The 26,704-nt window shown below is 66.2% G+C and carries 29 protein-coding genes; 28 read left to right on the forward strand and 1 reads right to left on the reverse strand.

Going from position 1 to position 26,704, the window contains the following annotated elements; genetic code table 11:
• Window positions 1-32 precede the first annotated feature (32 nt).
• The 7 genes from AC0CH8_RS14665 (at window position 33) to thiE (ending at window position 4,373) form a co-directional block, all read left to right on the forward strand.
• Window positions 33-443 carry an MOSC domain-containing protein gene (locus tag AC0CH8_RS14665; protein ID WP_465240540.1) on the forward strand — a complete coding sequence of 137 codons (411 nt, stop codon included), beginning with the start codon at window positions 33-35 and terminating at the stop codon, window positions 441-443.
• A complete protein-coding gene (locus tag AC0CH8_RS14670; RefSeq protein ID WP_465240541.1) occupies window positions 440-1,630 on the forward strand; it encodes a phosphoglycerate kinase in 1,191 nt (396 codons plus the stop codon). The genes AC0CH8_RS14665 and AC0CH8_RS14670 overlap by 4 nt, the downstream gene beginning before the upstream one ends.
• Window positions 1,631-1,719: 89 nt before the next feature.
• Entirely contained in the window at window positions 1,720-1,956 is a 237-nt protein-coding gene (gene relB, locus AC0CH8_RS14675; protein ID WP_204193748.1) for a type II toxin-antitoxin system RelB family antitoxin, read from the forward strand.
• Window positions 1,947-2,276 carry a type II toxin-antitoxin system PemK/MazF family toxin gene (locus tag AC0CH8_RS14680; protein ID WP_465240542.1) on the forward strand — a complete coding sequence of 110 codons (330 nt, stop codon included), beginning with the start codon at window positions 1,947-1,949 and terminating at the stop codon, window positions 2,274-2,276. Before relB ends, AC0CH8_RS14680 begins: the two co-directional genes overlap by 10 nt.
• Window positions 2,277-2,299: 23 nt before the next feature.
• Window positions 2,300-3,211 (forward strand): class I fructose-bisphosphate aldolase, encoded by a 912-nt coding sequence (locus AC0CH8_RS14685; RefSeq protein ID WP_204193745.1) that lies wholly within the window; start codon window positions 2,300-2,302, stop codon window positions 3,209-3,211.
• Window positions 3,212-3,700 carry a hypothetical protein gene (locus tag AC0CH8_RS14690; protein ID WP_465240543.1) on the forward strand — a complete coding sequence of 163 codons (489 nt, stop codon included), beginning with the start codon at window positions 3,212-3,214 and terminating at the stop codon, window positions 3,698-3,700.
• The gene (gene thiE, locus AC0CH8_RS14695) at window positions 3,693-4,373 is read left to right on the forward strand and encodes a thiamine phosphate synthase (RefSeq protein ID WP_465240544.1); all 681 of its coding nucleotides are present in this window, start codon (window positions 3,693-3,695) and stop codon (window positions 4,371-4,373) included. The genes AC0CH8_RS14690 and thiE overlap by 8 nt, the downstream gene beginning before the upstream one ends.
• A 111-nt stretch (window positions 4,374-4,484) precedes the next feature.
• Here thiE and AC0CH8_RS14700 read toward each other — a convergent pair whose 3' ends face one another.
• A complete protein-coding gene (locus AC0CH8_RS14700; RefSeq protein WP_465240545.1) occupies window positions 4,485-5,081 on the reverse strand; it encodes a PEPxxWA-CTERM sorting domain-containing protein in 597 nt (198 codons plus the stop codon).
• A gap of 262 nt (window positions 5,082-5,343) precedes the next feature.
• Between AC0CH8_RS14700 and AC0CH8_RS14705 the strand changes: the two genes are divergently transcribed.
• From AC0CH8_RS14705 to AC0CH8_RS14805, 21 genes are all read left to right on the forward strand, one after another.
• Window positions 5,344-6,360, forward strand: coding sequence for a L,D-transpeptidase family protein (locus AC0CH8_RS14705; protein WP_465240638.1), 1,017 nt, complete (start codon window positions 5,344-5,346; stop codon window positions 6,358-6,360).
• A gap of 6 nt (window positions 6,361-6,366) precedes the next feature.
• Complete coding sequence (locus AC0CH8_RS14710; RefSeq protein WP_204193736.1) at window positions 6,367-6,954, forward strand: M23 family metallopeptidase; 588 nt, start codon at window positions 6,367-6,369, stop codon at window positions 6,952-6,954.
• A 52-nt stretch (window positions 6,955-7,006) separates the two neighbouring features.
• Window positions 7,007-7,570 carry an elongation factor P gene (gene efp / locus AC0CH8_RS14715; protein ID WP_204193734.1) on the forward strand — a complete coding sequence of 188 codons (564 nt, stop codon included), beginning with the start codon at window positions 7,007-7,009 and terminating at the stop codon, window positions 7,568-7,570.
• A 175-nt stretch (window positions 7,571-7,745) separates the two neighbouring features.
• Entirely contained in the window at window positions 7,746-8,558 is an 813-nt protein-coding gene (locus AC0CH8_RS14720; protein WP_055844002.1) for an inositol monophosphatase family protein, read from the forward strand.
• Between the two features lie 177 nt (window positions 8,559-8,735).
• Window positions 8,736-9,110, forward strand: a complete 375-nt coding sequence (locus tag AC0CH8_RS14725) for an NADH-quinone oxidoreductase subunit A (protein WP_239473850.1) — start codon at window positions 8,736-8,738, stop codon at window positions 9,108-9,110.
• A complete protein-coding gene (locus AC0CH8_RS14730) occupies window positions 9,080-9,670 on the forward strand; it encodes a NuoB/complex I 20 kDa subunit family protein (protein WP_204193730.1) in 591 nt (196 codons plus the stop codon). Before AC0CH8_RS14725 ends, AC0CH8_RS14730 begins: the two co-directional genes overlap by 31 nt.
• A complete protein-coding gene (locus AC0CH8_RS14735; protein ID WP_465240546.1) occupies window positions 9,667-10,527 on the forward strand; it encodes an NADH-quinone oxidoreductase subunit C in 861 nt (286 codons plus the stop codon). Before AC0CH8_RS14730 ends, AC0CH8_RS14735 begins: the two co-directional genes overlap by 4 nt.
• Window positions 10,524-11,816 carry an NADH-quinone oxidoreductase subunit D gene (locus AC0CH8_RS14740; protein WP_465240547.1) on the forward strand — a complete coding sequence of 431 codons (1,293 nt, stop codon included), beginning with the start codon at window positions 10,524-10,526 and terminating at the stop codon, window positions 11,814-11,816. The genes AC0CH8_RS14735 and AC0CH8_RS14740 overlap by 4 nt, the downstream gene beginning before the upstream one ends.
• Window positions 11,816-12,484 carry a complex I 24 kDa subunit family protein gene (locus AC0CH8_RS14745; RefSeq protein WP_465240548.1) on the forward strand — a complete coding sequence of 223 codons (669 nt, stop codon included), beginning with the start codon at window positions 11,816-11,818 and terminating at the stop codon, window positions 12,482-12,484. The genes AC0CH8_RS14740 and AC0CH8_RS14745 overlap by 1 nt, the downstream gene beginning before the upstream one ends.
• Window positions 12,484-13,785, forward strand: a complete 1,302-nt coding sequence (gene nuoF / locus AC0CH8_RS14750) for an NADH-quinone oxidoreductase subunit NuoF (RefSeq protein ID WP_465240549.1) — start codon at window positions 12,484-12,486, stop codon at window positions 13,783-13,785. The genes AC0CH8_RS14745 and nuoF overlap by 1 nt, the downstream gene beginning before the upstream one ends.
• Window positions 13,785-15,779, forward strand: a complete 1,995-nt coding sequence (nuoG, locus tag AC0CH8_RS14755) for an NADH-quinone oxidoreductase subunit NuoG (protein ID WP_465240550.1) — start codon at window positions 13,785-13,787, stop codon at window positions 15,777-15,779. The genes nuoF and nuoG overlap by 1 nt, the downstream gene beginning before the upstream one ends.
• Before the next feature lie 26 nt (window positions 15,780-15,805).
• Window positions 15,806-16,828, forward strand: a complete 1,023-nt coding sequence (nuoH, locus tag AC0CH8_RS14760) for an NADH-quinone oxidoreductase subunit NuoH (RefSeq protein WP_204196086.1) — start codon at window positions 15,806-15,808, stop codon at window positions 16,826-16,828.
• Between the two features lie 2 nt (window positions 16,829-16,830).
• On the forward strand, window positions 16,831-17,316 hold the full coding sequence (gene nuoI, locus AC0CH8_RS14765; protein WP_055843617.1) for an NADH-quinone oxidoreductase subunit NuoI: 486 nt from the start codon (window positions 16,831-16,833) through the stop codon (window positions 17,314-17,316).
• A gap of 43 nt (window positions 17,317-17,359) precedes the next feature.
• Window positions 17,360-17,971: an NADH-quinone oxidoreductase subunit J gene (locus tag AC0CH8_RS14770; protein ID WP_465240551.1), complete on the forward strand. Its 612-nt coding sequence runs from the start codon at window positions 17,360-17,362 to the stop codon at window positions 17,969-17,971.
• Between the two features lie 46 nt (window positions 17,972-18,017).
• Window positions 18,018-18,323: an NADH-quinone oxidoreductase subunit NuoK gene (nuoK, locus tag AC0CH8_RS14775; protein ID WP_055843615.1), complete on the forward strand. Its 306-nt coding sequence runs from the start codon at window positions 18,018-18,020 to the stop codon at window positions 18,321-18,323.
• Between the two features lie 4 nt (window positions 18,324-18,327).
• Window positions 18,328-20,460, forward strand: a complete 2,133-nt coding sequence (nuoL, locus tag AC0CH8_RS14780) for an NADH-quinone oxidoreductase subunit L (RefSeq protein WP_465240552.1) — start codon at window positions 18,328-18,330, stop codon at window positions 20,458-20,460.
• Window positions 20,461-20,467: 7 nt separating this feature from the next.
• Window positions 20,468-22,048 carry an NADH-quinone oxidoreductase subunit M gene (locus AC0CH8_RS14785; RefSeq protein WP_465240553.1) on the forward strand — a complete coding sequence of 527 codons (1,581 nt, stop codon included), beginning with the start codon at window positions 20,468-20,470 and terminating at the stop codon, window positions 22,046-22,048.
• Window positions 22,048-23,496, forward strand: coding sequence for an NADH-quinone oxidoreductase subunit NuoN (gene nuoN, locus AC0CH8_RS14790; RefSeq protein WP_465240554.1), 1,449 nt, complete (start codon window positions 22,048-22,050; stop codon window positions 23,494-23,496). Before AC0CH8_RS14785 ends, nuoN begins: the two co-directional genes overlap by 1 nt.
• Complete coding sequence (locus tag AC0CH8_RS14795) at window positions 23,493-24,224, forward strand: biotin--[acetyl-CoA-carboxylase] ligase (RefSeq protein WP_465240639.1); 732 nt, start codon at window positions 23,493-23,495, stop codon at window positions 24,222-24,224. The genes nuoN and AC0CH8_RS14795 overlap by 4 nt, the downstream gene beginning before the upstream one ends.
• Before the next feature lie 9 nt (window positions 24,225-24,233).
• The gene (locus tag AC0CH8_RS14800; protein WP_465240555.1) at window positions 24,234-25,013 is read left to right on the forward strand and encodes a type III pantothenate kinase; all 780 of its coding nucleotides are present in this window, start codon (window positions 24,234-24,236) and stop codon (window positions 25,011-25,013) included.
• Window positions 25,014-25,065: 52 nt separating this feature from the next.
• The gene (locus AC0CH8_RS14805; protein WP_465240556.1) at window positions 25,066-26,703 is read left to right on the forward strand and encodes a ribonuclease J; all 1,638 of its coding nucleotides are present in this window, start codon (window positions 25,066-25,068) and stop codon (window positions 26,701-26,703) included.
• The last annotated feature ends 1 nt before the right edge of the window (window position 26,704 follow it).

Below are 26,704 nucleotides of genomic sequence, written 5' to 3' on the forward strand. Positions count from 1 at the left end.
GCATCGCGCGGCACGGGCGACCCAAGGGGCCGATGGAAAGCATCGACCATGCCGAGGTCTCGCTCGACGGGGGTATTGCTGGCGATTTCCGGGGTGCGCGCAAGCCCGGCGGGCTGGGCCGGCGTCAGGTGACGTTGATGGAGGCGGGCGACTGGGATCGCGCGATGACGGAAGTCGGTCGCACGATCCCGTGGTTCGAACGGCGCGCGAACCTGCTGGTCGAGGGGCTGGACCTGCCGCAGACGCCGGGGATCCGGCTGGCGATCGGCGCGGACGTGGTGCTGGAAATCACGCGTGAGACGGACCCGTGCGAGCGGATGGAAGTGCTGGCCCCCGGGCTTCGCGCCGCACTGACGCCGGACTGGCGCGGGGGTGCGTGTACGCGTGTTCTGGCCGGCGGCAGGATTGCCGTCGGTGATCTCATCAGGATCGAGGAATCATGAGCAAGCCATTCAAAACGCTGGACGATTTGGGCGATGTTCAGGGCCGGCGCGTGCTGGTGCGCGAAGACCTGAACGTACCGATGGCGAACGGTCAGGTGACCGACGACACGCGGTTGCGCGCAACGCTGGCGACCGTGACCGAACTGGCCGATCGCGGGGCCATCGTGCTGGTGCTGGCGCATTTCGGGCGGCCCAAGGGCGTGCCGAGCGCAGACATGTCGCTAGCGATGGTCGTGCGGCCCTATTCGGCGGTTCTGGGCCGCGATGTCCGCTACATCGACTGGGAGGGTGCGGACGAAGCGGTCGCGACGCTGCGGGCCGGCGATATCGCCGTGCTGGAGAATACGCGCTTTTTCGGTGGCGAAGAGAAGAACGATCCGGCGGTGGTCGAGCGGTTCGGCCGGCTCGGTGATGTCTACGTCAACGACGCCTTCTCCGCCGCGCACCGCGCGCATGCGTCGACCGAGGGTCTTGCGAAGGTCCTGCCGGCCTATGCCGGGCGGGCGATGGAAGCGGAACTCGACGCGCTGGAGAAGGCGCTGGGTAACCCCGACCACCCGGTCGCAGCCGTCGTCGGCGGTGCGAAGGTATCGAGCAAGCTCGACGTGCTGAAGCATCTCGTCACGCGCGTCGATCACCTCATCATCGGCGGCGGCATGGCGAACACCTTCCTCGCGGCGCGCGGCGTCGATGTCGGCAAGTCGCTGTGCGAGCATGAACTGGCGGCGACGTGCGAGGAGATCATGACGGCGGCGGACAAGGCGAACTGCACCGTGCACCTGCCGTACGACGTCGTCGTCGCCAAGGAATTCCGCGCGAATCCCGAAACTCGCACGGTCAATGTGCACGAGGTGGCGGCGGACGAGATGATCCTCGACGTGGGGCCGGCGGCGGTCGAGGCGCTGGGCGACGTGCTGAAGAATTGCAGGACTCTGGTGTGGAACGGGCCGCTCGGTGCGTTCGAGACGCCGCCGTTCGATACCGCGACGGTCGCGCTGGCGAAGACCGCGGCGGCGCTGACCAAGGATGGGTCGCTGGTATCGGTCGCGGGTGGCGGCGATACGGTGGCGGCGCTGAATCATGCGGGTGTGGCCGACGATTTCACCTTCGTGTCAACGGCGGGCGGTGCGTTTCTGGAGTGGATGGAGGGGAAGACCCTGCCGGGAGTCGCGGCGTTGTACCGCTGATCGGGATGGTCTGCCGGAGCGGTTGCGCGCGGCCCTTGAACGGAATGGCTCGCCGAGCTATCGTTTAACGCGTTAAACGGAGGCTCGTGGTGCTCGGCGTCAGGCTCGACTCGGAACTGGAGGAACGGCTGGCGGCGGTGGCGCGCACGCAGGGGCGCAGCAAGAGCGACATCGCGCGGGAAGCGGTGCGCCGCTATGTCGACCTGCACGACGAAGCCTATCGGCGCGAGGCGCGGCGCCAGTCGCTGCGCGCATCGAAGCGCGATGTGGCGGGCGACTATGCGTTCTGGGACGGCATCGCGCGCGAGGATGCGGCGTGGAGCTGATCCGGGGCGCCATCGTGCTGGTCGCCGGGCCGGATGGCGGCAGGGCCGCGCGGCCGAGCGTCGTCGTGCAGGCGGAACTGTTCAACGACTCGCACGCGACGATCACGCTGTGTCCGCTGACCGATATCGTCGGCGGCGAGGCGCTGTTCCGCGTCGCGATCTCCCCGCAGGAGCATACCGGCCTGCCGGTCGAGTGCGAGGTGCAGGTCGATCGCATCACCTCCGTCCAGCGTCATCGCATCGTCACCGTCATCGGTCATGCCTCCGCAACGCGGATGGAACAAATAGATCAGGCGTTGCGTCGCTGGCTTACTCTTTAAAATACGTAGCTTAGGACACGATCATGACACCAGCAGTGAAGACGATCCTCGACAAATACGAGGGCACGAGCCCGGCGGTGAAGGCGAACCTGTCGCGCATCCTGATGCAGGGCGCGCTGGGCGGCACGGGCAAGCTGGTGATCCTGCCGGTCGATCAGGGTTTCGAGCATGGCCCGGCGCGGTCGTTCGCGATCAATCCGCCGGCGTACGATCCGCACTACCACTACCAGATGGCCATCGACGCCGGGCTGTCGGCATTCGCCGCGCCGCTGGGAATGCTGGAGGCGGGCGCGGATACGTTTGCGGGACGCATCCCGACGATCCTGAAGCTCAACAGCTCGAACAGCTGGGCGACCTCGATCTCGCAGGCGCAGACCGGCAGTGTCGAGGATGCGCTGCGGCTGGGCTGCGCGGCGATCGGCTTCACCATCTATCCCGGGTCCGACGGCATCTTCGACGCGATGGAGCAGATCCGCGAGCTTCGCGAGGAGGCGTCCGCGGCCGGGCTGGCGACGGTGATCTGGAGCTATCCGCGCGGCGGCGACCTGTCCAAGGCGGGCGAGCTGGCGCTGGATGTCGGCGCCTATGCGGCGCACATGGCGGCGCTGCTCGGCGCGCATATCATCAAGGTGAAGCTACCGACCGACCATATCGAGCAGAAGGATGCGGTGAAGAGCTACGAGGGAACCGACTGGTCGAAGCAGGCGGACCGGGTGAAGCACGTCGTGCAGTCGAGCTTCGCGGGGCGGCGGATCGTGGTGTTCTCCGGCGGCGCGGCGAAGGGATCGGACGCGGTGTATCAGGACGCGCGCGACATCCTGGCGGGCGGCGGCAACGGCTCGATCATCGGCCGCAACACGTTCCAGCGGCCGCGCGACGAGGCGCTCGCGATGCTCCAGAAGATCATCGCCATCTATAAGGGCGAGGACGCCTGATTGGACGACGGCGTCGCCTTCACCTGTCATCGCGCGATCGCGCCGATGATGTGGGTGGCGGTGACGCTGTCGCTGGTGGAGCTGGTCGTCGTCCATGCTTTGCTGGCGGTGTGGTGGCCGCGGGTGGCGATCGTGCTGTCGCTGGCGAGCGTGACGGCGATCGGATGGCTGGTTTGGGCGATCGGCACGCTGCGATCGCGGCCGAGCGTGGTCGCGCACGACGTTGCGCTATTGCGCGCGGGCGCGATCAAGCGCGTGACGGTGCCGATCGCTGCCATCGACAGCTTACATCCCGGCGGCTGGACCGATGCCGAGGTAAAGGCGCGCGCTACGCTGAACCTCGCGCTGATCGCGTGGCCGAACGTCGTGGTGCGGCTTCGCGAGCCGATCATGCTCGGACGGCGGCGGATCGATGCAATCGCGCACCGGCTCGACGATCCCGATGGTTTCGCTGCGGCGCTGGAGCGGGTACGGGCAGCGGATGACTGACGATCCTCTCGGCCCGCTCGACCCCGATTTCGCCGTGTCCTTCACGCGCGACCAGCGCCGGCCGCCGTGCCAGCTCTATCTCGTGTCGCCGCTGGAGGTGGGAGGCGACTTCCCGGACCGGCTGGCGCGGGCGCTGGATGCGGGGCCGGTGGCGGCGTTCCAGTTCCGGGTGAAGAACGTGGACCAGCATATCGCCGCGAAGCTGGCGGAGCCGTTGCAGCGGCTGTGCAGCGACCGCGAGGTGGCGTTCATCGTCAACGACTCGATCGCGCTCGCCAAGCGGCTGGGCGCCGACGGGGTGCATCTGGGACAGGATGACGGCGACCCGCGTGAGGCCCGCGATGCGCTGGGCCCGAATGCGCAGATCGGTGTGACCTGCCACGACAGCCGGCATCTGGCGATGGAAGCGGGGGAGGCGGGGGCCGACTATGTCGCGTTCGGCGCCTTCTATCCGACGACGACCAAGGAGGTTCAGCATCGGCCCGAGCCGGTGATCCTGTCGTGGTGGTCGGCGGTATTCGAACTGCCTTCGGTCGCGATCGGCGGGATCACGCCCGCCAATGCCGCGCCGTTGGTGGCCGCGGGCGCGGATTTCCTCGCGGTGTCCGGATCGGTGTGGGGTGGAGACGAGGCTGCGGCGGTCCGAGCGTTCGGCGAGGTGCTCGCCAGATAATAGGGCTTCGGCGCCGGTCGTCGCGACGTGGAATCAGGAAAGGGGCGTTTCGGTCGTGACCGAAACGCCCCTTTCTTCAAACGGCCGGCGGCGAGCCGCCGGCGCGCTCGATCAGGCTGCGACCAGCTTGCTGGTGCGACGGCGCATCGCGCCACCGACCATGCCGAAGCCGCCGATCATCATCGCCCACGTGGCGGGCTCAGGCACCGCGCCGCCGATGGCGATGTTGTCGATCTCGAACGAGTTCTGGTCCGACGAGAACGTCACGCCGGCGATGCGCTCTGCGCCGTCGGCGGTGAAGATCGCGCGGAACGTCTGGCCGACAACGCCCGAGCCGTCGAACGTCTGCGACGTGCCGCCGAGATAGTTGATGGTCAGGAAGTTGTAGGCGTCGAGCGAACCGGCGTCGAAGCTGAAGGACGAAACCGGCTGCGCGAAGGTGTAGGTGGTGAAGCCGCCGCCGAGAACAGCGTAGAAGTTGCTGGGCATGTTGCCGTCGATCGGAGCAGCCTGGCCGGACATGCCGGTCGGGCCGAACACCGAGCTGTTCGAGAACGCGGAGGGGGCGGGGGTCAGCGTGTCGTAGTCAGCGAACAGCGTACGGCCGGTTTCGACCTGGCCGAGCGTGCCACGCGTCAAGGTCGCCGCCGAAGCCGAGCCAGCAACGGTCATCAGAGCGCCGGCCAGCAGGATAGCTACAGTCTTCATCGTGGATAAATCCCTTTAGTAACAATGGTGTCGATCCCGCCGATGTACGCCGCATTAATCCTTCGTCAATCAATCAAAAACGAATTCTGTTCTTTGTGTCGCAATTTGGGACACCGGGTAATTCGACCCGCGGCGGGAACTTGGAAAGTATCGGTGGCCGGGGCGCAGTTGCCGTAGGGTCAACCCGGCGATTTGCAGGATGCAACCCCGGAGGGCGCTAGCGAGTTGATCTGCCAGCGTAACGGTAAAAAGGGACCTGATGATGCATCCGATTCGGCGACTCGCTCTGGCGGCAACGATGTTCGGGGGGGTCGTAGCGGTCCAGGCCGGCGCCCAGGCGCCCTCCGGCGCGGCGAAACCGGCCGTCGATCTGGACATCCTGCGGGTGCAGGTGATCCTCGATCATCTCGGCTTCGGGCCGGGCGTGCTGGACGGGCGCGGCGGGATCGCGCTGGTCAACGCACTGAAGGGCTTTCAGGAATCGCGCGGACTGCCGGTGACGGGCAAAACCGATGCCGCGACGGCGCAGGCGCTGTCCGCGTATCGCAACGTCAAGCCGACGGTGACGCTGGCGCTCAGCAAGGCGGCGCTGACCGGGCCGTTCATCGATCCGCTCCCCAAGGATTACGCGCTTCAGGCGAAGCTGCCGACGCTCGGCTATCGATCGCCGATGGAGAAGCTGGCGGAAATGTTCCACACCACGCCCGCCGTCATCATGGCGCTGAACTCGCCGCAGACGATGCTGACGGTGGGCACGAAAGTGGTGTTTCCGAACGCACTGCCGTCCAGCCGCGCCTATGACGCGAAGTTGACGAACGAATGGCGCGCGACGCTGAACATGCTGAACGTCGACGCGAACCAGCCGAAGGCGGACCATATCGTCGTCGACAAGTCGGACGGGGTGCTGCGCGTCATGGACGAGAACGACAAGCTCATCGCGCAATTCACCGCGACGATGGGGTCGGAGCATGATCCGCTGCCGTTGGGCAACTGGACGATCAAGGGCGCGGATTACAACCCGAAGTTCCATTACAATCCGGCGCTGTTCTGGGATGCCAAGAAGGGCGACGACAAGGAATTGCTGCCGGCCGGGCCGAACGGGCCGGTGGGCGTCGTGTGGCTGGACCTGTCCAAGGACCATTACGGCATTCACGGTACGCCCAATCCGGAGACGATCGGCCGGGCCGAAAGTCATGGCTGCATTCGCCTGACCAATTGGGATGCGGCGCGACTGTCGGTGATGGTCAAGCCCGGGACCAAGGCGGTATTCCGGGCGTAACGGCGGATGTCGCGGGTCGGTTGGGTCATTCTCGCGCTGATCGTGATCGGCGCGCTGGCGTTCGGGTCGATGCTGTCGTTCGGGTCCGGCGGCGGCCGGACCGTTCGGGAGCGGGTCGAGCAGGTGCTGCCGTTCGGTCGCAAGCCGCCGGGCAAGCTGGTGGTGCCGGTCGCGGGCGTTCCGCGAACGGCGATCGCCGACAGCTTCGGTGACGCGCGGGGCGGCGGCACGCGCGGTCATCATGGCACCGACATCATGGCACCGGGCGGCACGCCCGTGCTGGCGGCGGCGGACGGTACGGTCGAGAAGCTGTTCGAGAGCAAACTCGGCGGCACGACGCTCTACGTCCGCTCGCCCGACCAACGCTGGGTGTATTATTATGCCCACCTGTCGGGCTACGCTCCGGACATCGCGGAGGGTCGCCGGGTCAGGGCCGGGGAGCGGATCGCCTTCGTGGGCGATACGGGCGACGCCGGCGCGGGCAATTACCACCTCCATTTCGGTGTCCAGCGCATGGCGGCAGGCGAGCGCTGGTGGCAGGGGGAGGACGTCAATCCCTACCCCCTGCTTGCCGGATCGGGCGCGTCTCGCTAGATCGCAGGGTACGGAGGCACGGCTTCCAGGCTCTTTCCAGTAGGTCTATCCCATGAAGATCAGCGGCGTGGACATTCGTCCCGGCAACATCATCGAGTATGAAGGCGGCATCTGGCGCGCCGTGAAGATTCAGCACACCCAGCCCGGCAAGGGCGGCGCGTATATGCAGGTCGAGTTGAAGAACCTGATCGACGGGCGCAAGAACAACGTTCGTTTCCGTTCGGCCGAGACGGTCGAGCGCGTTCGGCTGGATACGAAGGACTTCCAGTTCCTGTTCAAGGACGGCGAGGCGCTGACCTTCATGGACAAGGACAATTACGAGCAGATCACGCTCGACGCGGGCATCCTGGGCGACGCCGCGGCGTTCCTTCAGGACGGGATGGACGTGGTTCTCGAACTGTATGACGAGCGGCCGATCTCCGTCGAGCTGCCGTCGACGATCGAGGCGACCATCGTCGAGGCGGACGCGGTGGTGAAGGGGCAGACCGCCTCGTCCAGCTACAAGCCCGCGATCCTCGACAACGGCGTCCGCATCATGGTGCCGCCGCACATCGCCGCGGGGACGAAGATCGTGGTCGACGTGTACGAGCAGACCTACGTGCGGCGCGCGGAGTGAGACGGACAGCGGAGCTGTTCGCACACTCCGCCGCCCGGCTGGCGCGCACGGCGCGACCGACGACGCGGGCTTTGCCCGCGGCCTGATGCCGAGGACCTTGCTGTCCTCACCCTCCCATCGCTGAAGAGCGATGGGCCCCTCCCTCTCCCAAAGGGAGAGGGGCGAAGGAAGTATGATGCCCTCCCATTCCGGTCTCTTCACCGTCATCGAGCGTGCCGCCCGCAAGGCCGGGCCGCGGCTGCGGCGCGACTTCAACGAGGTCCAGCATCTGCAGGTCAGCCGCAAGGGGCCGGCCGACTTCGTGTCGATGGCCGATCAGCGCGCCGAGCAGACGCTGTACGAGGAATTGAGCCATGCCCGGCCCGACTGGGGCTTCCTGATGGAGGAGCGCGGCGAGGTGGCGGGCGACCCGTCGAAGCCGCGCTTCATCGTCGATCCGCTGGATGGCACCTCCAACTTCCTGCACGGCATCCCGCACTTCTGCATCTCGATCGCGGTCGAGGAGCCGATGCCGAACGGCAAGCGCGAGATCACGACCGCGCTGGTCTATCAGCCGCTGACCGACGAGAGCTTCTGGGCCGAGAAGGGCCGGGGCGCTTGGCACACCGACCAACGGCTGCGCGTGTCGGCGAGGCGCGACCTGTCGGAGGCGCTGATCGCGACGGGCATCCCGTTCCTGGGGCATGGCGACTTCGCGCAATGGAGCCGCATCTTCGGCGCGGTGGCTCCGGAAGTCGCGGGCATCCGGCGCTTCGGCGCGGCGGCGCTCGACCTCGCATGGGTCGCGGCGGGGCGGTATGACGGGTTCTGGGAATCCGGGCTGAAGCCGTGGGACGTCGCGGCGGGCCTGTTGCTGGTGAAGGAAGCGGGCGGCTTCGTCACCGACTTCCGCGGTGGCGACCGGCCGATGGAGCGCAACGAGTTCCTCGCGGCGAACGACGGGCTGCACTCCAAGCTGCACAAGCTGGTGGCGGGGGCCTTGCGCTGAGGGGCCGACCCTCGTCGAAGCAGGGCTAAAGCTCCTCCATCCGCGGGGTGGGCAACACAGGTGTGCTTCCGAGCATCGCATGCCTCTTGCGAGTTATTCTCACACCCTCCCAGCCTTGCCCGTCCCGGCCGGCGGGCCTAAAGCGGACGCCATCCGTTCGCACTTGCGAGAAGCCCCTTGGTCGACCTGTCGCAATATCTTCCTATCCTGCTGTTCCTGGGCGTCGCGATCGCGCTGTCGAGTGCGTTCGTGTTCCTGCCGATGTTGGTCGGTCGCCTGACCGGCACGCACCAGCCCAACGAACAGAAGCTGTCCGAGTATGAGTGCGGCTTCCCCGCGTTCGAGGACCCGCGCAGCCAGTTCGACGTGCGTTTTTATCTGATCGCCATCCTGTTCATCATCTTCGATCTTGAGGCGGCGTTCCTATATCCTTGGGCAGTAAGCGTTTTTTCGCTCGGCTGGACCGCCTGGATCTCGATGATGATCTTCATCGGCGAATTGGCGCTCGGCCTTGCCTATGCATGGAAGAAGGGAGCACTCGAGTGGGAGTGACCGCACATTCCGGGCCGATCGGCCTCGTCAACAATCCGGAACCCGGTACGTCGATCATCCAGCCCGATCAGGGCTTTTTCGACGGACTGAACGGGGAGCTGACCGACAAGGGTTTCCTCGTCACCTCGACGGAGGAACTGTTCCAGTGGGCGCGGACGGGCTCGCTGTGGTGGATGACGTTCGGATTGGCGTGCTGCGCGGTGGAGATGATCCACGTCAACATGCCGCGCTACGATCTGGAGCGCTTCGGTGCCGCCCCGCGCGCGTCGCCGCGTCAGTCGGACGTGATGATCGTCGCGGGCACGCTGTGCAACAAGATGGCACCGGCACTGCGCAAGGTCTACGACCAGATGTCGGAGCCGAAATACGTCATCTCGATGGGTAGCTGCGCCAATGGCGGCGGCTATTATCACTACAGCTATTCGGTCGTGCGCGGCTGCGACCGGATCGTGCCGGTCGACATCTACGTGCCGGGCTGCCCGCCGACCGCGGAAGCCCTGCTGTACGGCATCATGCAGTTGCAGCGTAAGATCCGTCGCAGCGGGAGCATCGAGCGTTGAGGGCTCCCGCTCCCGCCTATGCCGTCGCGCTGAACGACGAAACGATCGAATTGGCGACGCAGGCGATCGGCAGCGCGCTGGTGCATGCCGTCGAACTGGTCGGCGAGGTGCAGTTGCACGTTCATCGCGACGGGCTCGTGCCCGCGCTGACCGCGCTGCGCGACACGCCGGGGCTGGAGTACCAGCAACTGATGGAGATCGCCGGCGTCGACTATCCCAGCCGCGCCGAGCGGTTTGACGTCGTCTACAACCTGTTGTCGCTGACCCGGAACCACCGCGTGCAGGTGCATGTCGCCACCGACGAGGATCATGCGATCCCGTCCGTGACCGGCATCTGGCCCGTCGCGGGCTGGCTGGAGCGCGAGGTGTACGATCTGTACGGCGTGCTGTTCGAGGGTAATCAGGACCTTCGTCGCATCCTGACCGACTACGGCTTTCGCGGCCATCCGCTGCGCAAGGACTTTCCGATGACGGGCTATACCGAGCTGCGCTACTCCGAGGAGGAGAAGCGGGTGGTGTACGAGCCGGTGTCGCTGGCGCAGGATTTCCGCAATTTCGACTTCCTGAGCCCCTGGGAAGGCGCGGCGTACGTGCTGCCCGGCGACGAGAAGGCTGCCCAGCCACAGGCGAAGGGTGCGCAGACGCCGGTGACTGCCGACGCCCTGCAGAAGGCGGACGCCAAGGCGGGGGGTGCGAAGCCTGGTGGTGAGCCCGCCAAGGCGTCGAGCGAACCCTATGCGAAGACGACGGCGGATTCGACGGCCGATACCGGCAAGGGCGCTCCCGAAGCGGACGCCGTGCCGAAGCCGAAGGACCCGGATGTGATCCCCTCGAAGCCGGGAGGGCAGAACGAATGAGTGCCGATCCAGGGCTGGCGCCCGCGACCACGACGGTCGACCCCTATATCGACGACGTGCTGGACACGACCGCGATCGAACGGTCGGGCGGCGACGGGTTCAGCAAGGGTGGCGACGTCACCATCAGCAACTACACGATCAACTTCGGGCCTCAGCACCCGGCCGCGCACGGCGTGCTGCGGCTGGTGATGGAGCTGGACGGCGAGATCGTGACGCGGATCGATCCGCATGTCGGGCTGCTCCACCGCGGCACCGAGAAGCTGATCGAGTACAAGACCTACGCGCAGGCGATCCCGTATTTCGATCGGCTCGATTACTGCTCGCCGATGTGCATGGAGCACACGTTCGTGCTGGCGATCGAGAAGCTGCTCGATCTGGAAGTGCCGATCCGCGCCCAGTATCTGCGCGTGTTCTTCGCGGAGCTGACGCGCATCTCCAACCACATGCTGAACCTGGGTTCGCACGTGATGGACGTGGGTGCGATGACGCCGAACCTGTGGCTCTTCGAAATCCGCGAGGACTGCTACAATTTCTTCGAGCGTGCGTCGGGCGCGCGGATGCATCACAACTATATCCGCCCGGGCGGCGTCCATCAGGACGTGCCGCTGAAGCTGCTGGCGGATATCGGCGACTGGCTGGACACGCGCCTGCCGCGCCTGTTCGAGGATGCGATCTCGCTCGTCGCGGACAACCGCATCTTCAAGCAGCGCAACGTCGACATCGCCACGGTCAGTCGCGACGACGCGATCGCGTGGGGCTTTTCCGGGCCGATGATCCGGGCGGCGGGCATTCCCTGGGACCTGCGCAAGTCGCAGCCGTACGAAGTCTACGACCGCATGGATTTCGACATTCCCGTCGGCACGCGCGGCGATTGCTACGACCGGTTCATGGTGCGCGTCGAGGAGGTCCGCCAGTCGGCCCGCATCATGCGGCAGTGCCTGCGCGACATGCCCGAGGGGCCGATCGCCAGCGACGATCGCAAGGTGGTGCCGCCGAAGCGCAGCGAGATGAAGCGTTCGATGGAGGCGCTGATCCACCACTTCAAGCTCTACACCGAGGGCTATCACGTGCCCGCGGGCGAAGTGTACGTCGCGACCGAAAGCCCGAAGGGCGAGTTCGGCGTGTATCTGGTGTCGGACGGCACGAACAAGCCGTATCGCTGCAAGATCCGCCCGACGGCGTTCAGCCATTTGCAGGCGATGGACTTCATGAGCCGCGGCCACATGCTGGCGGACACGACCGCCATTCTGGGCGCGATGGATATCGTTTTTGGTGAGTGTGACCGCTGATGGCCGACGCCGTTCATATCCCTGACGAGGCCGAGACCCGCGCGCGCTGGGGCGCGTTCGCGTGGAATGACGAGAATGCCGAGAAGGCGAAGATCGTGCTCGGCCGCTATCCGGCCGGACGCGAACAGTCGGCGTCGATCCCGCTGCTCGATCTGGCGCAGCGTCAGGTCGGGGCGGAGACGCACACGCAGGGCTGGTTGCCGGTGCCGGTAATCGAGTTCGTCGCGCGCCAGATCCGCGTGCCGTACATGCGCGTGTACGAGGTCGCGACCTTCTACACGATGTTCAACCTCGCGCCGGTTGGCCGCTATCACGTGCAGGTGTGCGGCACGACGCCGTGCATGTTGGCGGGTAGCGACGACGTGCTGGCGGCGTGCAAGAACCGCGGGCTCGTAAAGGGCGGGACGACGCCGGACGGCCTGTTCACGCTGACCGAGGTCGAGTGTCTGGGCACCTGCGCCAACGCGCCGATGGTCCAGATCAACGACGATAACTACGAAGACCTCGATTACGATCGCACCGTCGCGGTGTTGGAAGCGCTGGCCAAGGGCGACACGCCCGCGCCGGGGTCGACGACCGGCCGTCGTGCGAGCTGCCCGGCGGGCGGGCCGACCACCCTGAAGGAGATGGTCGACGCGAACCACGATTACCGGGGGGAGTGGGCCTGATGCTCGCCGACAAGGACCGCATCTTCACGAACGTCTACGGGTTCCAGCCGTGGACGTTGCAGGCGGCGCGCGCGCGTGGCGACTGGGACAATACCAAGGCGCTGCTGGAGCTTGGCCAAGACAAGATCATCGACGTCGTCAAGGCGTCGGGCCTGCGCGGACGCGGTGGCGCGGGCTTCCCGACCGGTACCAAATGGTCGTTCATGCCGAAGGAGCCGAAGGCGGACCGCCCGAACTTCCTCGTCATCAACGCCGATGAATCCGAACCCGGTTCGTGCAAGGACCGCGAGATCATCCGCCACGATCCGCACAAGCTGATCGAGGGGGCGCTGGTCGCCGGCTTCGCGATGCGTGCGCGGGCGGCGTACATTTACATCCGCGGCGAATATATCCGCGAGGCCGAGACGCTGTTCGCCGCCGTCGCCGAGGCATACGAAGCCGGGCTGGTCGGCAAGAACGCGTGCGGCTCGGGCTACGACTTCGATGTGTTCGTTCACCGGGGCGCGGGCGCGTATATCTGCGGCGAAGAGACGGCGATGCTCGAATCGCTGGAGGGCAAGAAGGGCCAGCCGCGCTTGAAGCCGCCTTTTCCGGCGGGGGCGGGTCTCTATGGTTGCCCGACGACGGTCAACAACGTCGAATCGATCGCGGTCGCGCCGACGATCCTGCGCCGCGGGGCCGAGTGGTTCTCCAGCTTCGGCGCGGAGAATAACCGTGGCACCAAGCTGTTCCAGATCAGCGGCCATGTGAACACGCCATGCGTGGTCGAGGAGGCGATGAGCATCCCCTTCCGGCAGTTGATCGAGGAACATTGCGGCGGCATTCGCGGCGGCTGGGACAATCTCCTCGCGGTGATTCCCGGCGGGTCGTCGGTGCCGCTGGTGCCCGCGGCGCAGATCATGGACGCGCCGATGGACTTCGACGGCCTGAAGGCGGTCGGATCGGGGCTCGGCACCGCGGCGATCATCGTCATGGACAAGTCCACCGACATCGTCCGCGCGATCAGCCGTATCTCGTACTTCTACAAGCACGAGAGCTGCGGCCAGTGTACGCCGTGCCGCGAAGGCACCGGCTGGATGTGGCGGATGATGGAGCGGCTGCGCACCGGCGACGCCGACATCGGCGAGATCGACATGCTGCAACAGGTCACGAAACAGGTCGAGGGCCACTCGATCTGTGCGCTCGGCGACGCCGCGGCATGGCCGATCCAGGGCCTGATCAAGCATTTCCGTCCCGAACTGGAGCGGCGGATCAACGAACGCGGGGGCGACCTCGCACCGATGCAGGAAGCGGCAGAATAATGCCAAAGCTGAAGGTCGACGGGATCGAAGTCGAGGTGCCGCAGGGCGCCACGGTGTTGCAGGCGTGCGAGGCGGCCGGGAAGGAAATCCCGCGCTTCTGCTATCACGAACGGCTATCGATCGCCGGCAATTGCCGCATGTGCCTCGTCGAGGTGAAGCCGGGGCCGCCCAAGCCCCAGGCGTCGTGCGCCCTTCCGGCCGCGGACAATCAGGAGGTCTTCACCACGACGCCGATGGTGAAGCATGCCCGTGAGGGCATCATGGAATTCCTGCTCATCAATCACCCGCTGGATTGTCCGATCTGCGATCAGGGCGGCGAGTGCGATCTTCAGGACCAGTCGGTCGCGTACGGACGCGGCCAGAGCCGGTTCCAGGAGAACAAGCGCGCGGTCACCGAGAAATATATGGGGCCGATCGTCAAGACGATCATGACCCGCTGCATCCAGTGCACGCGCTGCATCCGCTTCGCCGAAGAGGTTGCCGGCGTGGAGGAGATCGGCGCGATCTATCGCGGCGAGAACATGCAGATCACGTCCTACCTCGAAGAGGCGGTGACGAGCGAGCTGAGCGGCAACGTCGTCGATCTGTGCCCGGTCGGGGCGCTGACCTCGAAGCCCTATGCGTATGAGGCGCGCCCTTGGGAGCTGCGGCGGACGCTGACGATCGACGTGATGGACGCGGTCGGCACCAACATCCGGCTCGACAGCCGCGGTCGTCAGGTTTTGCGCTGCGTGCCGCGGATCAACGAGGACGTGAACGAGGAGTGGGCGTCGGACAAGACACGCCACGCCGTCGACGGGCTGGTCCGCCGGCGTCTGGACCGGCCGTTCGTCCGCAAAGGCGGCAAGCTGGTCGAGGCGACGTGGGACGAGGCGTTCGCGGCGATCGCGGCGGTGGACGCCGGGTCGAGCGTCGCGGCGGTCGCGGGCGATCTGGTCGATTGCGAGACGATGTACGCGGCGAAGGCGCTGCTCGCCTCGATGGGCTCGACGCTGCTCGAAGGGCGGCAGACTGGCATGGACTATGACACGTCCAGCCTGGCGGCGGTGAACTTCAACACGACGATCGCGGGCACCGAGGAGGCGGACGCGATCCTGCTGGTCGGCACCAATCTGCGCTGGGAAGCGCCGCTGGTGAACACGCGCATCCGCAAGGCGATCAAGCGCGGCGCGAAGGTGTTCGCGGTCGGGCCGGAGACGGACCTGACCTACAAGGTGCAGTGGCTGGGGGCCGACCTGTCGGTGCTCGGCGACTTGCCGGACGCGGTGACGACGGCGTTCGGCGAGGCGAAGAAGCCGATGGTGATCGTCGGCGGTGGCGCGCTGAAGGGCGGCCAGGGTGCGGCGCTGAAGCTGGCCGAGACGCTCAACCTGGTGCGGGACGGCTGGAACGGCTTCAACGTCGTTCACATGGCGGCGTCGCGGATGGGCGGGCTGATGCTCGGCTACGCGCAGAAGGGCGGTATCGCCGATCTGGCGGATGCGAAGCTGACCTTCTTCCTCGGTGCGGACGAAGTCGACTTCTCGCGGTTCGGCGGGTTCAAGGTCTATGTCGGCCATCACGGCGACAAGGGTGCGGCGGCCGCGGACGTGGTCCTGCCGGGTGCGACCTATGCCGAGAAGTCTGGCACATGGGTCAACCTCGAAGGGCGCGTGCAGCGCGGCGAGCGCGCGGTGTTCCCGCCGGGCGACGCGCGAGAGGACTGGACGATCCTGCGCGCGCTGTCCGAAGTCGTCGGCACGAAACTGCCGTTCGACAGCCTCGCCGGCTTGCGCGAAGAGATGTACACGGCCGTACCGGCGTTGCGGCATGAGGGGCTGGCGCGCTTCGAATGGAACGCGCCTGCGCTGGACGCGACGGCGTCGGGCGTGATGGACGGCTATCCGATCAAGGATTTCTACCTGACGAATGCGATCTGCCGCGCGTCGCCGACGATGCAGCGCTGCTCGGCCGAACTGATCCACGGACAGGATTTCGCGGAGGCGGCGGAGTGACGGGTTTCTTCAATACGACCGTCGGCATGAGCTACGAATGGTCGTGGTTCCTGGCGACGATCATCGGCATCCTCGTCATCGCGTTGCCGCTGATGCTGGCGGTGGCGATGATCATCTACGCCGATCGCAAGATCTGGGCGGCGATGGCGCTGCGGCGCGGGCCGAACGTGGTCGGGCCGTTCGGTTTGCTCCAGTCGTTCGCGGACGGCCTGAAGGTTTTCCTGCAGGAGACGATCGTCCCCGCCGCGGCCAATCGCGGGCTGTTCCTGCTGGCCCCGATCATCACCTTCACGGTCGCGCTGATCGTATGGGCGGTGGTGCCGTTCCAGGCGGGCGTGGTGCTGGCCGACATTAATGTCGGGTTGCTGTACGTGCTCGCGGCGTCGTCGCTGGGCGTGTACGGGATCATCCTGTCGGGCTGGGCGTCGAACTCCAAATATCCGTTCTACTCCGCGCTGCGTGCCGCGGCGCAGATGGTCAGTTACGAAGTCGCGATCGGGTTCGTGCTGATCTCCGTCGTGCTGTGGGCGGGCAGCTTCAACCTGTCGACGATCGTGCTGGCGCAGCGCGCGGTGTGGCCGATCATCCCGGTCAACGGTTTCGCGTTCAATCCGCTGCTGTTCCCGATGGCGGTGGTGTTCCTGATCTCCGCACTGGCCGAGACGCAGCGTGCGCCGTTCGACCTGACCGAGGCGGAGTCGGAGCTGGTTGCGGGGTACCAGACCGAATATTCGTCGATGAGCTTCGCGCTGTTCTGGCTCGGTGAATATGCCAACGTGCTGCTGATGTGCGCGCTGAACGCGACGCTGTTCTGGGGCGGGTGGCTGCCGCCGATCGACTGGGCGCCGCTGTATGTGGTGCCGGGCATCATCTGGCTGTTCGCCAAGATCCTGTTCTTCTTCTTCGTGTTCAGCTGGATCAAGGCGACGGTGCCCCGGTACCGCTATGACCAGCTGATGCGGCTGGGCTGGAAGATATTCCTGCCGCTGTCGCTGTTCTGGGTGTTCCTCGTGTCCGGCGTGCTGATGTTCATGCGGGTGGGAATCTGATTATGTCTATCGCGCAGACCATCAAGGCGTTCACGCTGTGGGAGTTCGTCAAGGCGCACGCCCTGACCCTGAAGTATTTCTTCAAGGCCAAGGCGACGATCAACTACCCGTACGAGCGCAACCCGGTCAGCCCGCGGTTCCGCGGCGAGCATGTGCTGCGTCGCTATCCGAACGGCGAGGAGCGGTGCATCGCGTGCAAGCTGTGCGAGGCGGTGTGCCCGGCGCAGGCGATCACGATCGAGGCAGAGCCGCGCGACGACGGTTCGCGCCGTACGACGCGCTACGACATCGACATGACGAAGTGCATCTATTGCGGGCTGTGCCAAGAGGCATGCCCCGTCGACGCGATCGTCGAGGGTCCGAACTACGAATTCTCGACCGAGACGCGCGAGGAGCTGATCTACGACAAGGCCAAGCTGCTCGATAATGGCGACCGCTGGGAAAGTGCGATCGCGGCGAACCTTGCCGCCGATGCGCCGTACCGTTAATGCGCCGCCTCATCCTTAACAGCGCGGGCAAGGGGGCCGTCGCGTGATCCAGGCCATCGCCTTCTACCTGTTCGCCGCCGTCGTGATCCTGTCGGGTGCGATGACGATCTCGTCGCGCAACCCGGTGCATTCGGTCATGTGGCTGATCCTGGCGTTCTTCAACGCCGCCGGGCTGATGGTGCTCGTCGGTGCCGAGTTCATCGCGATGCTGCTGGTCATCGTGTATGTCGGCGCGGTCGCGGTGCTGTTCCTGTTCGTCGTGATGATGCTCGACATCGACTTTGCCGAACTGCGGGCTGGCGTGATGCGCTATGCCGGCATCGGTCTGGCCGTCGCGGTTGCGCTGGCGGCGGAGGTCATCATCGCGGTCGGGGCTTGGAGCGCGGGGACGCTGGACCTGACGCGTCGTGTCGCGCCGATCGATCCGGTCGTGCCGAACATCCAGGCGATCGGTAACCTGCTGTATTCGCGCTACGTCTTCATCTTCGAGGCGGCCGGCTTCGTGCTGCTCGTCGCGATGATCGGTGCGATCGTATTGACCCACCGCGAGCGGTCGGGCGTGCGTGGGCAGAACATTGCACGTCAGGTGAACCGTCGCCCGCAGGACTCCACGCGCAACACGCAGCCGCCGGTGGGGCAGGGGGTGTCGCTGTGATCCTTCGGCAGGCTCAGGACGAGCGGAACAGCGGAGTGCCGCGCACGTGATCGGGTTGGTCCATTACCTCGTCGTATCGGCGATCCTGTTCACGATGGGGGTGCTCGGCATCTTCGTGAACCGGAAGAACCTGATCGTCATCCTCATGGCGATCGAGCTGATCCTGCTCGCGGTGAACCTGAACCTCGTCGCCTTCTCCGCCTATCTGCACGATCTGGTCGGGCAGGTGTTCGCCATGTTCGTGCTGACCGTGGCGGCGGGCGAGGCGGCGATCGGTCTGGCGATCCTCGTCATCTATTTCCGTGGCCGGGGCACGATCTCGGTCGACGACGTCAACCGGATGAAGGGGTAAACGGTTGATCCTCGCTATCGTATTCCTGCCGCTGCTCGCGGCGATCGTCGCAGGTCTTGGCAACAAGGTGCTGGGGGCGTTCCCGGCCAAGGTGCTGACCACGGCCGCGCTGTTCGCGTCGTGCGCGCTGTCGTGGCCGATCTTTCTGGGCTTCATCGCCGGATCGAACGTCGCGACGGTCACGCCGGTGCTGACGTGGATCGTGTCGGGCGGCGTCGACGTCGCCTGGGGCTTCCGAGTCGATGCTCTGACCGCAGTGATGCTGGTCGTCATCACGTCGGTGTCCGCGCTCGTCCATCTGTATAGCTGGGGCTATATGGAGGAAGACCCGGACCAGCCCCGCTTCTTCGCGTATCTGTCGCTGTTCACCTTCGCGATGCTGATGCTGGTGACCGCGGACAACCTGATTCAGATGTTCTTCGGTTGGGAGGGCGTCGGACTGGCGTCGTACCTGCTGATCGGCTTCTGGTTCCGGAAACCCTCGGCCAATGCGGCTGCGATCAAGGCGTTCGTGGTCAACCGCGTCGGCGATCTCGGCTTCATGCTCGGTATCTTCGGCACGTTTCTCGTCTTCGGCACGGTGTCGATCCCGGCGATTCTCGCCGCGGCGCCCGGCATGGCCGGATCGACGATCGGCTTCCTGGGGTATCGCTTCGACACGATGACGGTGCTGTGCCTGCTGCTGTTCGTGGGCGCGATGGGCAAGTCGGCGCAGCTCGGCTTGCACACTTGGCTGCCCGACGCGATGGAAGGTCCGACCCCGGTGTCGGCGCTGATCCACGCGGCGACGATGGTCACGGCGGGCGTGTTCATGGTGTGCCGCCTGTCGCCGATGTTCGAGGTGTCTCCGGTCGCGCTCCATGTCGTGACGTTCGTGGGTGCGGCGACGTGTCTGTTCGCGGCGACGTGCGGCGTGGTGCAGACCGACATCAAGCGCGTCATCGCCTATTCGACCTGTTCGCAGCTCGGCTACATGTTCTTCGCCGCGGGCGTCGGCGCGTACGGCGCGGCGATGTTCCACCTGTTCACGCACGCCTTCTTTAAGGCTCTGTTGTTCCTGGGCGCCGGTTCGGTGATCCACGCGATGCACCACGAACAGGATATGCGCTATTATGGTGGCCTTCGGAAAAGCATCCCGCTGACCTTCTGGGCGATGATGATGGGCACCCTGGCGATCACCGGCGTCGGCATCCCGGGCATTGTCGGCCTGCCGCAGATCGGCTTTGCGGGCTTCCACTCGAAGGACGCGATCATCGAGGCGGGTTGGGCGTCGGGGAATGCCGGCGTGTGGTTCGTCGGCGTCCTCGTCGCGGCGATCACCAGCTTCTATTCGTGGCGGCTGATGTTCCTGACCTTCTGGGGTCAGCCGCGCTGGGCGGCGTCGGAGCATATCCAGCACGCGCTGCACGACGCGCACGGACATCATGACGAACATGCTCGCGATCCCGGGCACGATCACGCTCATGACGCGCACCACGCCGATGAAGCGCATGGCAATCCGGCGCAGGCCGAGGACGGTGGCCATCGTCCTTCCGTGCACGGTGCCTCGCAGCAGGACCTGCCGGTCGGCACCGGTGGCTATCACCCGCACGAGAGCCCGGTTCCGATCCTCATCCCGCTCGGCGTCCTGTCGCTCGGCGCGATCGCCGCGGGCTTCGCGTTCCACGGCGCGTTCATCGAGCCGGAGGCGGGCGAGACCTTCTGGAAGGGCGCGCTGGCGTTCCGCGAGCATCTGATGCACGCGATGCACGAGGTGCCGACGATCATCAAATTGTCGGCGTCGATCGCGATGCTGCTCGGGCTGTTCACCGCGTGGTTCGCCTATATCCGCAAGCCGGAATTTCCGGCGATCGTCGCGGACCAGTTCAGCGTCCTCTACCGCTTCCTGCTCCACAAATGGTATTTCGACGAGTTGTACAACCTGCTGTTCGTCCGTCCCGCCTTCGCCATCGGCCGCCTGTTGTGGCACCGCGGCGACGAGAAGACGATCGATCGTTTCGGCCCGAACGGGTCGGCATGGCTGGTGCAACTGGGATCGCGCGGGGCGGCCAAGCTACAATCGGGGTATGTCTATTCCTATGCCTTCGTCATGTTGATCGGGCTGACCGCCGCGGTCACCTGGGCCATCGCGGGTTGATCGGGTGATGGAAGGCTTTCCCATCCTGTCGCTGATGCTCGCGGTTCCGGCGATCGCCGCCGTCGCGTGCCTGTTTCTGCCGGCGCAGACCGCGCGTGTCGTGGCGCTCATCGCGACGCTGATCGACTTCGCGCTCGGCATCGTCCTGTGGACCAGCTTCGACATCGGCGGCGCTCAGTGGCAGTTCGTGGAGCAGGGGCCGCGCCTCGGCTTCTTCGCCTGGGACCTCGGCATCGATGGGTTCGCGCTGCTGCTGATCATGCTCAGCGTGTTCCTGATGCCGATCTGCATCGGCGCGAGCTGGCGTTCGGTGACGAACCGCGTGCCGGAATACATGGCGGCGTTCCTGCTGACCGAGGTGCTGATGATCGGCACGTTCGCGGCGCAGGACCTGTTCCTGTTCTACCTGTTCTTCGAAGCCGGCCTGATCCCGATGTACCTCATCATCGGCATCTGGGGCGGGGCGAACCGCATCTATGCGTCGTACAAGTTCTTCCTGTACACGCTGCTCGGGTCGCTGCTGATGCTGATCGCGATGCTGTACATGGTGCAGACCGCAGGCACGTCGAGCATTCCCCGGCTTCAGGCGTTCGACTTTCCGGCGCATGTGCAGACATGGCTGTGGCTGGCGTTCTTCGCATCGTTCGCGGTGAAGATGCCGATGTGGCCGGTCCATACCTGGCTGCCGGACGCGCACGTGCAGGCGCCGACCGCGGGGTCGGTGATCCTGGCGGGCGTGCTGCTGAAGCTGGGTGGCTACGGCTTCCTGCGCTTCAGCCTGCCGATGTTCCCGGAGGCGTCGGGCCAGCTGACATGGCTGATCTTCGCCTTGTCGAGCATCGCCGTCATCTACACCTCGCTCGTCGCGCTGGTGCAGGCGGACATGAAGAAGCTGATCGCCTATTCGTCGGTCGCGCACATGGCGATCGTGACGATCGGCCTGTTCGCCTTCAACCGGCAGGGCATCGAGGGCGCGATGATCATGATGCTCAGCCACGGGCTGGTATCGGGTGCGCTGTTCCTGTGCGTGGGCGTGATCTACGACCGGCTGCATACGCGTGAGATTTCTCGCTACGGCGGGCTCAGCATCAACATGCCGCGCTATGCGATCCTGTTCCTGTTCTTCACAATGGCGTCGATCGGCCTTCCCGGCACCAGCGGCTTCGTCGCCGAGTTCCTGTCGCTGATGGGTACCTATCAGGTGTCGACCTGGACTGCGCTGCTGTGCACGACCGGCATCATCCTCGGTGCGGCGTACATGCTCTACCTCTATCGTCGGGTCGCCTATGGCGAGATCCCGTCGGAAGAGGTGCGGGCGATGCCGGACCTGAGCAGCCGCGAATTGTGGCTGCTGGCACCGATCGCGGCGGTCGTGCTGTGGATGGGCGTCTATCCCGAGAGCTTCATGGCGCCGATGCGGACCGACGTCGCGACGCTGCTGGCACGGATCGATCGCGCCGCACCGCCGGGCGACTCCAAACCTACCGCCGGCAATCCGGCTGCCGCCGCCAAGGCCGCGGCGGAGCATGGCGGCGAGCACGGGGCTGCGGCCGCCGGGCATGAAACGACGCCCGGGGAGGCGCACTGATGAGTTACGCCGCCAACCTCGCAATGACGCTGCCCGAACTGGTACTGGGTGTCGGCGCGATCGTCCTGATGCTGGTATCCGCCTGGGGCGGGCCGGGTTCGACACGCCTCGTTTCGTGGGCCTCGGTCGCGATACTCGCGGGTGCGGGCATCGCCCTGACGGGTCCGGCTGGCAACGGCGGGCCTGCGTTCGACGGACTGTACCGCGCCGACGCGTTCGCCGCCTTCTCCAAGGTGCTGATCTATATTGCCACGGCCATCGCCATCCTGATGGCGCCGGGCTTTTTCCAGCGCACCAGCGGCGACGATCTGCGTCCCGAATACCCGGTGCTGATGCTGCTGTCGGCGGCGGGCATGGGGATGATGGTATCCGCGACGGACATGCTGACGCTGTATGTCGGTCTGGAGTTGCAGAGCCTTGCCGCCTACGTGCTGGCCAGCTTCATGCGGCGCGACGCGCGTTCGGCGGAGGCGGGGCTCAAGTATTTCGTGCTCGGTGCGCTTGCCAGCGGCATCCTGTTGTACGGCATCAGCCTCGTCTACGGCTTCTCGGGCACGACATTGTTCGACGGCATCGCCGCGGCCTATGCGGGGCAGCGCTCGATGGGCCTGTTGTTCGGGCTGGTGTTCGTGTTCGCGGGCATCGCGTTCAAGATCTCGGCGGTGCCGTTCCACATGTGGACGCCCGACGTGTACGAGGGCGCGCCGACACCAGTGACGGCATTCTTCGCCTCCGCGCCGAAGGTTGCGGCGATGGGTCTCGCGGTGCGCGTCGCGATCGAGGCGATGGGGCCGGCGACGGACCAGTGGCGCCAGATCGTGATCTTCGCGGCGCTGGCGTCGATCGTGCTCGGCGCGGTCGCCGCGATCGGGCAGACCAACATCAAGCGGCTGCTGGCCTATTCCTCGATCAACAATGTCGGCTTCGCGCTGATCGGCCTTGCCGCGGGTACGCCCGCAGGCGTGGCCGGCGTGATGACGTACATGACGATCTATATCGCGATGACGCTGGGGTCGTTTCTCGTCGTGTTGCAGATGCGCGACGAGGACGGGCAGCCGGTCGAGACGATCGCCAGCCTGTCGGGCATGTCGCGGACGCGGCCAGCGCTGGCAGCGGCGATGGCGATGTTCATGTTTTCGCTGGCCGGTATCCCGCCGCTGTTCGGCTTCTACGCCAAGTTCGCGGTGTTCGATGCGGCGGTCGCGGCGGGGCTGTTCCCGCTGGCGGCGGTCGGCATCGCGGCGTCGACGATCGGCGCCTATTACTACCTCCGCGTCGTCAAGACGATGTACTTCGACGAACCCGTGACGGCGTTCCCGCGCTTCGAGGGCGAGGTGCTACAGGGCGGTCTGATCGCGGTGGCGGCGGTGTTCATCTCGCCGCTCGGCTATTTCGCGATCCCGCTGCTGGGTAGCTGGACGATGGCTGCGGCGCGGGCGCTGTTCTGACGCAGCACCGGACGGTCGCGGAGACGGGGTCGACCAACGCCGATCTCGTCCTGCTGGCGAGGGCGGGCGCGGCGGAGGGGTTCTGGCTCCGGGCCGAGCGCCAGACGGCGGGACGCGGGCGGCAGGGTCGGACGTGGGTGTCGCCTCCGGGGAACTTCTATGCGTCGACGCTGGTGCGGTTGCGCGGGAGCGATCCCCAGGCGGCAACGCTTGCGCTCGTGGCGGCGGTGGCGCTGGAGGAGGCGGTTGGAGTCTTCCTCGGTGCTTCGCCCATCTTCTCCCAAGGGGGGAAGGACCTGAGACTCAAATGGCCGAATGATCTGCTGCTGGATGGGGCCAAGCTGTCCGGCATCCTGCTCGACCGGGTGGACGAAGCAGTGATCGTCGGGATCGGCGTCAATCTAGCGCATCATCCCGATCTGCCGGATCGCGCCACGACCAGTCTGGCGGCGCATGGCGTCGATGTCGATCCGGCCGCGTTGCTCGACGTGCTGGCGGAGGCGTTCGCACGCTGGGTCGAGCGGTGGCGGGGTGAGGGCATTGCCGCAGTGCGCGCGCGGTGGCTGGAGCGGGCGCATCCGGTCGGCACGGCGCTGACGGCGCGGCTGGCGGACGGCACGGTGATCGACGGGCTGTTCGACGGCCTCGATCCCGACGGCGCATTGACGCTGCGCTTGGCGTCGGGCGAGCGGCGTGTCATCCACGCCGCCGACGTTTTCCTGCTCTGAAGGACAGGCATGCTACTCGCGATCGATGCCGGCAACACGAACGTGGTCTTCGCGCTGGTCGAGGACGGTACCGTCCGTGCCCGCTGGCGGATTGCGACCGATCCGCGCCGCACCGCGGATGAATATGCGGTGTGGCTCAGCCAGTTGCTGGCGCTGGAGGGATATGACCGCAGCGTCGTGGAGGGGGTGATCGTCGCCACCGTCGTGCCGCGCGCGCTCCACAACCTCCAGGTGCTGAGTTCGAAGTATTTCAGGACGGAGGCGCTGATCGCCGGCCGTGCGCCGGTCGAATGGGGCATCGCGATCGACGTCGACGAACCCGCGTCGCTGGGGGCGGATCGCGCCGTCAACACGATCGCCGCACATGCGCTGCATGCGGGCGACCTGATCGTGATCGACTTCGGCACCGCGACGACGTTCGACGTCAGCGATTATACCGGCGCGTACAAGGGCGGGATCATCGCGCCCGGCATCAACCTGTCGCTCGATGGGCTGGTCACCGCCGCCGCCAAGCTGCCGCGCATTGCGATCGAGGCGCCGGCGACGGCCAGCGTGATCGGCCGCAACACCGTCGACCAGATGCATATCGGCATCTATTGGGGCTATATCGCGATGATCGAGGGCCTCGTCGCGCGGCTGAAGGCGGAGGTCGGACGCCCCGTGAAGGTCATCGCGACCGGTGGTCTGGCCGACCTTTTCAAGCAACATACGACCGTGTTCGATGCGATCGAGCCCGATCTGACCATTCAGGGGCTGGCGATGATGTGGGATAAGGCCCATATCCGCTGAACCACGCCCGCGCCGGGCGACCATCCGGCGCTCCCTTTTTTGAAAGTATTGAATGACTCCGAAGAACGAACTGCTTTTCTGTGCGCTCGGCGGCTCCGGCGAGATCGGCATGAACGTCAACCTGTACGGTTGTCGCGGCAAATGGCTGATGGTCGACTGCGGCATCACCTTCGCGGACCCCGCATATCCCGGCATCGACGTGATCCTGCCGGACCTGCAATTCATCGAGGACCGGATCGACGATCTCGTCGGCATCGTCCTGACCCACGGGCATGAGGACCATATCGGCGCGCTGCCGTATCTGGCCGAGGACCTCGGCGTGCCGCTGTACGCGACGCAGTTCACCGCGGGCCTGATCCGCGGCAAGCTGGACGAGGAAGGCATCGCCGACCGCGTCAAGCTGAAGATCATGGAGCCGAGCCGGCGGTTCGACGTGGGCGGTTTCGGCGTGACGTTCGTGCCGCTGTCGCACTCGATCCCGGAATCCTCGGCGCTGCTGATCGAGACGCCCGAGGGCACCGTGTTCCACACGGGCGACTGGAAGCTGGACGCCACGCCCGTCATCGGCACGCCGTTCGACCCCAAGCAGCTCGCCGCGATCGGCGACAAAGGCGTCGACGTACTGGTGTGCGATTCGACCAACGTCTTCAATTTCGAGGCTTCGGGGTCGGAAGCGAGCGTGCGTCAGGGCATCGCGGAAACCGCCGCCAAGGCGCGCGGGCGTATCCTGGTCACGACCTTCGCATCGAACGCGGCGCGGCTGGTGACGCTGGGCGAGGTCGCGCGCGAGACCGGACGCAAGCTGTGCGTCACCGGCCGCTCGCTCGACCGCATCCTGAAGGTCGGTCGCGCGTGCGGCTACTTCAAGGATTTCCCGGAGACGGTCGATCCCGAGACGGCGATGAAGCTGCCGCGCAACAAGGTGCTGATCGTCGCGACCGGTGGTCAGGGCGAGCCGCGCGCGGCGCTGGCACGGGTGGCGAACAACGACCACACGATCAAGCTGGACGCGGGCGACACCGTGATCTTCTCGTCCAAGCAGATCCCGGGCAACGAGGTGGCGATCGGCCGCATCCAGAACCAGCTCGCCGCCAAGGGCGTGGAGATGGTGACGGAGCGTCAGGCGCACGTTCACGTCTCCGGCCACCCCGGTCGGCCCGAGCTGAAGCGGATGTACGACTGGATTCGTCCCGACGTGCTGATCCCGGTCCACGGCGAGATGCGCCACATGATGGAGCATGCCCGCTTCGGTATCTCCGAAGGCGTGCCGCAGGCGATCGTTCAGGCGGACGGCGATATCGTGCGGCTGCGGCCGGGCGCCGCCAAGAAGGTCGGGCATGCGACGGTCGGCCGGCTGGTGCTGGACGGCGACGTGATCCTGCCGTCGGACGGGTCGACGATCAACGAGCGCCGCCGGATCGCGCTGCACGGCCAGATCTCCGTCGCGGTCGCGGTGGGGCAGGGCGGGCGCCTGCTCGGCGTGCCGCAGGTCAAGCTGCAGGGCGTGCCGGTCGAGGACGAGCGCGAGGCGTTCATCGCCGACGCGGTCGAGGCGGCGGGGGATGCCGCCAAGGGCAACCGTCGCGGCATGGACCGGATGCGCGAGGACGTGCGCCTCGCCGTACGCCGCGTCGCGACGCGCTGGACGGGCAAGAAGCCGATCGTCGACGTGCTGGTGATCGAGGCCTGAT

The organism is Sphingomonas sp. AC435 (genome assembly GCF_979253005.1).

Excerpts from the sequence above, each read along its gene's own strand:
- AC0CH8_RS14700 (WP_465240545.1), bottom strand. The coding sequence starts at position 5,081 with ATGAAGACTGTAGCTATCCTGCTGGCCGGCGCTCTGATGACCGTTGCT.
- AC0CH8_RS14705 (WP_465240638.1), top strand. The coding sequence starts at position 5,344 with ATGCATCCGATTCGGCGACTCGCTCTGGCGGCAACGATGTTCGGGGGG.
- AC0CH8_RS14740 (WP_465240547.1), top strand. The coding sequence starts at position 10,524 with ATGAGTGCCGATCCAGGGCTGGCGCCCGCGACCACGACGGTCGACCCC.
- AC0CH8_RS14785 (WP_465240553.1), top strand. The coding sequence starts at position 20,468 with ATGGAAGGCTTTCCCATCCTGTCGCTGATGCTCGCGGTTCCGGCGATC.
- AC0CH8_RS14805 (WP_465240556.1), top strand. The coding sequence starts at position 25,066 with ATGACTCCGAAGAACGAACTGCTTTTCTGTGCGCTCGGCGGCTCCGGC.
- nuoN (WP_465240554.1), top strand. The coding sequence starts at position 22,048 with ATGAGTTACGCCGCCAACCTCGCAATGACGCTGCCCGAACTGGTACTG.
- nuoG (WP_465240550.1), top strand. The coding sequence starts at position 13,785 with ATGCCAAAGCTGAAGGTCGACGGGATCGAAGTCGAGGTGCCGCAGGGC.
- nuoH (WP_204196086.1), top strand. The coding sequence starts at position 15,806 with ATGAGCTACGAATGGTCGTGGTTCCTGGCGACGATCATCGGCATCCTC.
- AC0CH8_RS14710 (WP_204193736.1), top strand. The coding sequence starts at position 6,367 with ATGTCGCGGGTCGGTTGGGTCATTCTCGCGCTGATCGTGATCGGCGCG.
- AC0CH8_RS14730 (WP_204193730.1), top strand. The coding sequence starts at position 9,080 with ATGGAAGAAGGGAGCACTCGAGTGGGAGTGACCGCACATTCCGGGCCG.
- AC0CH8_RS14685 (WP_204193745.1), top strand. The coding sequence starts at position 2,300 with ATGACACCAGCAGTGAAGACGATCCTCGACAAATACGAGGGCACGAGC.
- AC0CH8_RS14800 (WP_465240555.1), top strand. The coding sequence starts at position 24,234 with ATGCTACTCGCGATCGATGCCGGCAACACGAACGTGGTCTTCGCGCTG.
- nuoF (WP_465240549.1), top strand. The coding sequence starts at position 12,484 with ATGCTCGCCGACAAGGACCGCATCTTCACGAACGTCTACGGGTTCCAG.
- efp (WP_204193734.1), top strand. The coding sequence starts at position 7,007 with ATGAAGATCAGCGGCGTGGACATTCGTCCCGGCAACATCATCGAGTAT.
- AC0CH8_RS14670 (WP_465240541.1), top strand. The coding sequence starts at position 440 with ATGAGCAAGCCATTCAAAACGCTGGACGATTTGGGCGATGTTCAGGGC.
- AC0CH8_RS14665 (WP_465240540.1), top strand. The coding sequence starts at position 33 with ATGGAAAGCATCGACCATGCCGAGGTCTCGCTCGACGGGGGTATTGCT.
- AC0CH8_RS14720 (WP_055844002.1), top strand. The coding sequence starts at position 7,746 with ATGCCCTCCCATTCCGGTCTCTTCACCGTCATCGAGCGTGCCGCCCGC.
- thiE (WP_465240544.1), top strand. The coding sequence starts at position 3,693 with ATGACTGACGATCCTCTCGGCCCGCTCGACCCCGATTTCGCCGTGTCC.
- nuoI (WP_055843617.1), top strand. The coding sequence starts at position 16,831 with ATGTCTATCGCGCAGACCATCAAGGCGTTCACGCTGTGGGAGTTCGTC.
- AC0CH8_RS14745 (WP_465240548.1), top strand. The coding sequence starts at position 11,816 with ATGGCCGACGCCGTTCATATCCCTGACGAGGCCGAGACCCGCGCGCGC.